6 protein-coding genes and 3 pseudogenes are annotated in these 7646 nt (G+C 70.3%); 4 read left to right on the top strand and 5 right to left on the bottom strand.

Annotation, left to right across the window (positions count from 1 at the left end; translation table 11 throughout):
- Positions 1-549 (bottom strand): annotated as a pseudogene (locus ASC56_RS37165) (integrase); the annotation flags it as partial.
- A 102-nt stretch (positions 550-651) separates the two neighbouring features.
- Here ASC56_RS37165 and ASC56_RS37160 point away from each other — a divergent pair.
- The gene (locus ASC56_RS37160) at positions 652-1182 is read left to right on the top strand and encodes a hypothetical protein (protein ID WP_055496019.1); all 531 of its coding nucleotides are present in this window, start codon (positions 652-654) and stop codon (positions 1180-1182) included.
- 69 nt (positions 1183-1251) lie between these two features.
- Positions 1252-2790, top strand: a complete 1539-nt coding sequence (locus ASC56_RS37155; protein WP_055496018.1) for an ISKra4 family transposase — start codon at positions 1252-1254, stop codon at positions 2788-2790.
- A gap of 78 nt (positions 2791-2868) precedes the next feature.
- Here ASC56_RS37155 and ASC56_RS41485 read toward each other — a convergent pair whose 3' ends face one another.
- The 3 genes from ASC56_RS41485 to ASC56_RS37145 form a co-directional block, all read right to left on the bottom strand.
- Positions 2869-3039 carry a hypothetical protein gene (locus ASC56_RS41485; protein ID WP_199836175.1) on the bottom strand — a complete coding sequence of 57 codons (171 nt, stop codon included), beginning with the start codon at positions 3037-3039 and terminating at the stop codon, positions 2869-2871.
- A 318-nt stretch (positions 3040-3357) separates the two neighbouring features.
- The gene (locus tag ASC56_RS37150) at positions 3358-4158 is read right to left on the bottom strand and encodes an ABC transporter ATP-binding protein (RefSeq protein ID WP_079102988.1); all 801 of its coding nucleotides are present in this window, start codon (positions 4156-4158) and stop codon (positions 3358-3360) included.
- Complete coding sequence (locus ASC56_RS37145) at positions 4151-5863, bottom strand: 2-isopropylmalate synthase (protein ID WP_079102987.1); 1713 nt, start codon at positions 5861-5863, stop codon at positions 4151-4153. The genes ASC56_RS37150 and ASC56_RS37145 overlap by 8 nt, the downstream gene beginning before the upstream one ends.
- A gap of 279 nt (positions 5864-6142) precedes the next feature.
- On the opposite strand from ASC56_RS37145, the gene ASC56_RS37140 reads away from it, so the two are divergent.
- Together ASC56_RS37140 and ASC56_RS42715 are read left to right on the top strand one after the other, a co-directional pair.
- A complete protein-coding gene (locus tag ASC56_RS37140) occupies positions 6143-6832 on the top strand; it encodes a FadR/GntR family transcriptional regulator (protein WP_055496017.1) in 690 nt (229 codons plus the stop codon).
- A gap of 19 nt (positions 6833-6851) precedes the next feature.
- Positions 6852-7154, top strand: a pseudogene (locus ASC56_RS42715) (thioesterase II family protein); the annotation flags it as partial.
- Positions 7155-7169: 15 nt separating this feature from the next.
- On the opposite strand, the pseudogene ASC56_RS42710 reads toward ASC56_RS42715, so the two are convergent.
- Positions 7170-7571, bottom strand: a pseudogene (locus ASC56_RS42710) (IS5 family transposase); the annotation flags it as partial.
- Positions 7572-7646: the final 75 nt, after the last annotated feature.

Here is a 7646-nt window from a genome sequence, read left to right as displayed (position 1 = left end):
GTTAAGTTGACACTCCCGGTCCCGGATGAGGTAAGTGACGGTGGCTGCGGCGTCCTCGAGGTCCATGACGAGGTTTCGTGCGGCCTGGCTTACCCATTGCGCGGTGGGGTGGGATGTGGTGCCGAGGATCCGAATGCGGCGGGTGGCGTGCTCGATGACCGCGAGGATGTCCTGGCGCCGGCCGGTCAGGGTGAGGGTCTCGATGAAGTCGCAGGCCGGGAGTGCGTCGGACTGGGGGCGCAGGAAGTCGGCCCAGGTCGTGGCGGTTCGGTCGGGTGCGGGGTCGATGCCCTCGGTCTTGAGGATCTCCCAGACGGTGGACGCGGCGACCTTGATGCCGAGGGTGGCGAGTTCGCCGTGCACCCTGCGGTAGCCCCACGACGGGTTCTCCCGGACCAGGCGCAGGATCAGGATGCGGATCGAGCGAACGGTGGGCGGGCGCCCTGGCCTCTTCGGTCGGCAGGTTCGGGCGTGGTGCTGCTTGATCAGGTCGCGGTGCCATCGCAGTACCGTGTCGGGCTGGACCAGCAACCGGAGCCGACGCAGAATCGGGTGCGGATCCTTTCGAGGGGTGGCTGAGCTGGGAAGACGCTGATTGGCGTGTGGGCGGTGCCGTCGTAGTCCTACCGTGACGGGTGGAGGTGGGGCGCCGTGGTGTCTTTGCCGGAAGAGCTTCAGGCCCGGGAGGCTGCGGCTCGGCAGCGAGTCGAGGAACTTGAGGCCGAGGCTGTGGAGTTGGCCCTGCGGCTGGAGAAGGCGCGAGAGGTTCTGTCGCGGCTGGAGATCACGCGGGAGACGGTCACGGAGGTGCTGGCTGAGCTGTCGGCCGCGGAGACTGATGCCGGGCCGGACGTGCCGGCGGGGCAGGTGTCGGGGCCGGAGAAGACATCGGCTCCGCACGGTGTCGGGGTGATGATGGTGCCGCCCTGGCGGGAGGGACTGGTGACGGCGGTGCTGCCGGACATGTACCGGGACATCGTGGAGGTCATTGCGGACGCGCCGGGCCCGTTGCAGGCCAAGCAGATCGTGCCGCGGATCGGGCTGGAGGCCACGACCGGGAAGATCGAGGGGACCCGGGGGAAACTGAAGCGGCTGGTGGAGCGGGGCTGGCTGGACGAGGATGCGCCGGGACGGTTCGGCCTCGCCCGTCGCGGGCTGGGTCCCGACCGGGCCAACTCCTAGTGACCAAGGGGCTCTTCTCCGTAGATTCGAGGGTGCCAACCACATCGGATCCGCTGAAAGAAGAGCCCGGTGGAACAGTACGACGCCTTACCCGAACCTGATCCGTACTCCGCCTCCCGTGATGCCTTCGAACGCCTCGTCTGGACGCTGGCCGACGGCCCGGCCGCCGACTTGCCTCATGACGAACTGGAAGTGCGGCTCGAACAGCTGGGACGCGAACTGCTGCGGCAGTTGATGCAGGACCACCTCGATCTGCGTGCCAGGAAGGAGGAGGACGCGGTGCGGGCGGACACGGGCCAGCCGGTGATCATCGGTCCGGAAGGACTGCTGCGGGCCTGGCGGGAGAGGGGGCACCGTCGCCTGCTGACCTGTGTGTTCGGGCCGGTGAGCGTGAGCCGGATCGCCTACCGCGGCCGGGGCGTGGCCAACGTGCACCCGGCGGACGAAGCGTTGTCGCTGCCCGCCGGCCGGCACTCGCGCGGACTGGCCCGGCTCGCGGCCCTGGAAGCGGTGCGGGGCTCGTTCGACCAGGCCGCCGCCGCGATCGAGCGCCGATGCGGAAAAGTGCTGGGCAAGCGCCGCCTCACAGAACTGGTGGTCGCCTCCGCCATCGACATCGCTGCCTACTACACGGCGAAGATCCCCACCCCGTGCACCCGCGAGATGCCCCTGGTCATCCAGGTCGACGGCAAGGGGGTGGTGATGCGCCCCGAGGCCCTGCGTGAGGCCACCCGCCGGGCCGCGGCCAAGAGTGCGGCGGCCGGGCGCCGCGGACGCCTGGCCCCGGGCGAGAAACCCAACCGCAAGCGCATGGCGACGGTGGCCTGCGTCTTCGACACCGCTCCCGCCCCTCGCCGGCCGAACGACATCATGCACCCGCCCGGCGGGCGCAACGGGACGCGGTCGCCGCGGCCGGGCCCGAAGGCGGAGCAGAAATGGTGCACTGCCTCGGTGATCCGTCCCCCGGAACAGGTCGTCGCCGACGCCTTCGCCCAGGCCGAGGCCCGCGACCCGCAGCATCTGCGGGACTGGATCGTGCTCGTCGACGGCGCCCGCCACCAACTCGACCTGATCCACACCGAAGCCGCCCGCCGCGGCATCCGCCTGAACGTCCTGCTCGACTTCGTCCACGTCGCCGAGTACTGCTGGACGGCCGCGCACGCATTCCACCCGCCCGGCAGCCGCGAGGCCGAAACCTGGGCCGCGGACAAACTCACCGCAATCCTCGCCGGACACGCCGACCGCGCCGCCAGCGAGATGACCGCCCAGGCCGCAGCCGAACAGCTTCCCGCCGCCCGCCTCGAGGCAGTGACCACCTGCCACCGCTACCTCACCGGCCATCTCGACCAACTCCGCTACGACACCGCCCTCGCAGCCGGCTGGCCGATCGCCACCGGCGCCGTCGAAGGCGCCTGCCGCCACCTGATCGCCGACCGCCTCGACATCACCGGCGCCCGCTGGGGACTCGCCGGCGCCGAAGCCGTCCTCCAACTCCGCGCGCTGATCACGAACGGCGACTTCGAGGACTACTGGATCTTCCACGCGGCCCGCGAACACCAGCGCCTCTACCCCAGCCCTGACCAGCAGGACTACAGCCTCACCGCTTGATCCCGGTCGTCACTTCAAAGGATCCGCACCCCGCAGAATCTGGCGCGGCAGCGGGACCAGTAGAGCCGCGAGGAAGGCTCAGTCTTCCGAGGCGAACTTCACCCGGTCCTCCCCGAGCTGCCGCTCGAGGACCATGATCTGGTGGCGCAGGGCGAGAATCTCCGCGTCCTTGTCGCGGTCGCTCATCGGTAGCAGCCGCAGCGCGGCGAACGCGTTGGTGATGGTCAGGTAGGAGAGACGAAGCAACACGAGTACTCATCCTGCCTCAGCACCGAACAAACCCCTGAGCTGCATGGATGACATTCTCGGCAGGCGCAGTGTCCGGCACAGGGAAGGCGGCACACCGGCCCGGCGCACGGTGGTGTCCTCCTGGGCGCCTGCCCGCCGTTGCCGCCGAAGCCAACGGCCGCACACGCAAGACGCCCGGCCTAGGGAGACCCTGGACCGGGCGTCTGCAGGAAACTGCTGCTGCACCTGGCCGGCACGGCCAGGTGCAGCAATGGCCCCTGCGATCGGTGCCAGGTGCGGCGGCCCCTGCGCGCAGGGGCCGGATGCGCCAGGCAGGCCTTACCGCGCCGTGTGACGGCGCGCACGCACGGCCCACCGCCCGCCGCTGTGCTCCAGATGGACGGGATGGTCGAAGCAGCCGCTGACGTGTTCGCTGGTCAGGACCTGGTGGGCCGCTCCGGCGGCAAGACAGCGTCCTTCCCGCAGGAGCGCCGCGTGAGTGATGGTCGGCGGCAGTTCCTCCAGGTGGTGGGTGACCAGGACAGTCGCCAGCTGCGGGTAGGAGGCCGGCAGTGCTTGGAGATGTTCGATCAGCTGCTCGCGGCCGGTCAGGTCCAGGCCGGTGGCGGGCTCGTCGAGCAACAGCACGCGCGGCTGCGGCAGCAGCGCGCGAGCGATGAGTGCCCGGCCGCGCTCCCCCTGCGACAGGGTGGTCCAGCGCGCGGTCCCGCGATGCCCCAGTCCCAGCAGCTTGATGAGCTGATCGGCGTCGTGTTCCTGCCGGGGCTGAGGCATCCAGCGGGGCGGGACTTCGATGCTGCCGGTGATCCCGGTGAGGACCACCTGGCGCACGGTCAGCGGCGACCGCAGCGGGTGGCGGGGGTTGACGTGGCCGACATGGCGGTGCAACTCGCGCATGTCCACGCGCCCGAGGGTGTGGCCCAGGACGTGTACGGTTCCGCGGGTCGGGTGCTTCCGTGCCCCCAGCAGGGACAGCAGCGTGGACTTTCCCGCCCCGTTGGGGCCGAGCAGCGCCCAGTGCTGCCCGGCCCCAACGGCCAGCGAGACGCCGGTAAGGATCGGGTTGCCGTCGCGGACGACGTCCACGCCGTCCGCGCGCAGGAGGACGGTGTCAGTCACGGGCCGCACCCTGGGCGCGGTTGACGGCCGCCATCACTGCCTGCACGGAGGCGGTCAGGATGGAGGTGTCCCAGCCTGCGCCCCACACCTCGCGCTCGCCGACGCGGCAGTGCGCGTAGGCGGCGGCGGTGGCGTCGGGGCCGGCGGCCGTGGCGTGCTCACTGTAGGTCAGGATGTCCACGGTGATCCCGGTCTGCGTCATCGCGTCCGCGAGGGCGGCGAGCGGGCCGTTGCCGGTGCCGCGCACCTGCGTGCGGCCGGCGGCGGTGAGGACGGTCGCGGTGAACTCGTGCTCACCCCCCGCTCCGGTGGGGCGCGTGTCCCAGCCCTCCAGCAGGTAGGGGCCGTCGTGCGCCGGGCTGAGGTACGTGGCGTGGTACAGCTTCCACAGGTCCTCGGTCGAGAGCTCCGCTCCGGTGTCGTCAGTGACCTGCTGCACCTCGCGGTAGAAGTCCGGGCGCATGGCCGGCGGCAGGTCCAGGCCGTGGCCGGTGTGCAGCAGGTGCGCGATCCCGCCCTTGCCGGACTGGGAGTTGACGCGGATCACTTCCTCGTAGGTACGCCCGATGTCGGCCGGGTCGATCGGCAGGTACGGCACGTTCCACGGCGCCTGGGACTCGGGGATGTCCAGGCCGGCGGCGTTCTGCCGGTGGCGGGCCAGGCCCTTGGCGATGGCGTCCTGGTGGGTGCCGGAAAATGCGGTGTGCACCAGCGCCCCGGCGTACGGGTGGCGGATGTGGACGGGAATGCGGATGCACTCCTCCACGACCTCCTTGACGGCGTCGATGTCGGAGAAGTCGATCATCGGATTGACGCCCTGCGTGTAGAGGTTGAGAACCAGCGTGACCAGGTCCACGTTCCCGGTGCGCTCGCCGTTGCCGAACAGACAGCCCTCCACCCGCTGCGCCCCCGCCAGCACGGCGAGTTCCGCGCAGGCCACGCCGGTGCCCCGGTCGTTGTGCGGGTGCACCGAGAGGATCACCGAGTCACGCCGGTCCAGGTGCTTGGACATGTACTCGATCTGGTCGGCGTACACGTTGGGCGTGGAAATCTCCACGGTCGCAGGGAGGTTGATCACTACCGGACGGTCCGGGCAGGCGTCCCACAGAGCGGTGATGCTGTTGCACAGGTCCAGAGCGAAGTCGGGCTCGGTGAGGTTGAACACCTCGGGCGAGAACTCGAACCGGACGTCCGTCCCGGCCAGCTTCTCGTCGGCCCGGCGCATCAGATGCGTCGCGGCATCCACGATCATCTGCTTCAGCGCCCTGCGGTCGCGGCCCAGAACGACGTTGCGCCAGGTGGGAGCGCAGGCCGTGTACATGTGCACCAGGACGCGGGGCAGCCCGGCCACGGAGTCGAGGGTGCGGTCGATCAGCTCGGTGCGGGCCGGGGTGAACACCGAGACGGTCATGTCGTCGCCGACGGCACCACTGGTGGCCAGATGCCGTACGAAGTCGAAATCGGTCTGGCTCGCTGAGGGGTAGGCGACCTCGATCTCCTTGAAACCCATCGTGGTGAGCAGGTCGAACATGCGCCGCTTGCGGGGGGTGTCCATGGGTACGGGCAGGGCCTGGTTACCGTCCCGCAGGTCCACCGGGACCCACAGCGGTGCCTGCGTGATCCTCCGGGAGGGCCACTCGCGGTCGGCGTCGGTCAGCGGGACCTGGACGCGTTCGTGCGCCGGCTGGTACCGGTGGTGCGGCATCGCAGTGGGCCGCTGCGGATTCCACGCCGAGGCGCCTTCCGGAACCGGTTCGGCAGGGGTACGCACCGTCGGGAACGCGGAATGAGACACAGGGTTTCCCTTCTTCTTCACTGTCAACAGCAGGGCCGACCGGCGCGCACCGCGGCCTCCGCTGCGGGGTGCCGGTCGAATCAGGTCCCGCAGCGGCAGCCGAGAAGAAGGGAGCCACGCAGCGTCATGGCGGCTACACTACGACACCTCAGCTCCGCAGACAACCTGATAGGTAATCGGACCCCTGCCATGACACTCGACACGCTGCGCCCCAACTCACTGGTGGACCAGGCCACTCAGCGTCTCCGCAACGAGATCGCCGCCGGCACCTGGGAGGTCGGGACCAAACTCCCGGGCGAGACCACTTTGGCCAGGACCTTGGGCGTGGGCCGCTCCACCGTGCGCGAAGCCCTCCGCGCCCTTGCCGGGGCAGGACTGGTCCAGGCCCGCCAGGGCGCAGGCGTGTTCGTCACCGCCACCACCCCCCACGAGGACTGGCCTGCCCGGCTGCGGCAGTCCGCCATCACCGAGATCTACGAAGTGCGCGCCATGCTGGAGGTCGAGGCCGCCCAACTGGCCGCCGAGCGCCGCACCCCGCAGGACATTGCCGCCCTGGACGAGGCGATGCAGCAGCGGCGCCGCGCCGCCACCGCCGGCAACGCAGAGTTCGTGGACGCGGACATCGCTCTGCACACGGCAATCGTCGCCGCCGCGCACAACCCGCTGCTGACCGGGCTGTTCGAGGAGTTCGTGCCGTCGTTGCGGCGCGGCCTGATCGACCTGCTCGGACTCACCGACCTGCGCTCTTCCGACTCCAACCACGGCGAGGAAGGCCACGCGGCGCTCGTGGACGCGGTGCGGCGCGGCGACGCCGAAGCCGCGGGGAGCATTCTGCGGGCCGAGCTCCAGCAGACCCTCACCCGGCTCCAGGCCGTCTGAGGCCGGCGCCCAAGACGCCATGAACGCGCCCGGGCTGGTACGGCCCTACCCGCACCCCGCCCCCGGGACCGCCGAGTGGAAAGTGCTGTTCTTCCCGCGCTCCGGCGCCTCCCCGGCCCCCTACGAGCAGCTCGCCGCACGCCTGGCCGGTAGCGCCCACACCGCCGCCGTGCACTACACCGGCCGCGCCGAACGCTACCGCGAGCCCTGCTTCACCAGCGTGCACGCGCTCGCCGAGGAGGTGGCGCAGGCATGCCCGGCCTGGTGCGGCGACAGCCCTGTGCTGCTGTTCGGGCACAGCCTGGGCGCGGCCATCGCCTACGAGACGATCCAGCGCACGGCCCTTGACCTTCTTGCCCGCGTCGAAGCCCTTGGTGGCGGCCGGGACGGTGTCCGCTGTGCGGATGGACTGGGAGTCGATCAGCCGCGCGCTCGACTCGGTATTACGCCCGTCGGCCTGCCGGACCCGAGCACGCAGGGCATCGTGGACACGCTTGACGGTGCCGTCGTCATGCCACCAGGTGAAGTACCAGTACACCGTTGGTCAGGGCGGGAAGTCCTTCGGCAACTGCCGCCAGGAACACCCGCTCCGCACCACGTAGAAAATCGCGTCCACGATCCGCCGCCGCGGGTGCTTCTCCCGACGCCCACCCTTGGGTCCCACCCGCGCCGGCGGCAGCAACGGCTCCACCAGCACCCACTGCTCGTCCGTCAGATCCGACGGATAGCCACCCCCACGACCACCCACACCAAGCTCAACGACCCCGCCAGCCCCACAGCACGGCAGATCTCAAACGCCGTCTTACAGGCCACC

It is taken from the genome of Streptomyces sp. TP-A0356, from assembly GCF_001417775.1.
Lineage (GTDB): Bacteria > Actinomycetota > Actinomycetes > Streptomycetales > Streptomycetaceae > Streptomyces.
The sequence above is the reverse complement of the archived record's forward strand: the minus strand, read 5'-3'. Positions and strand labels throughout refer to the sequence as shown.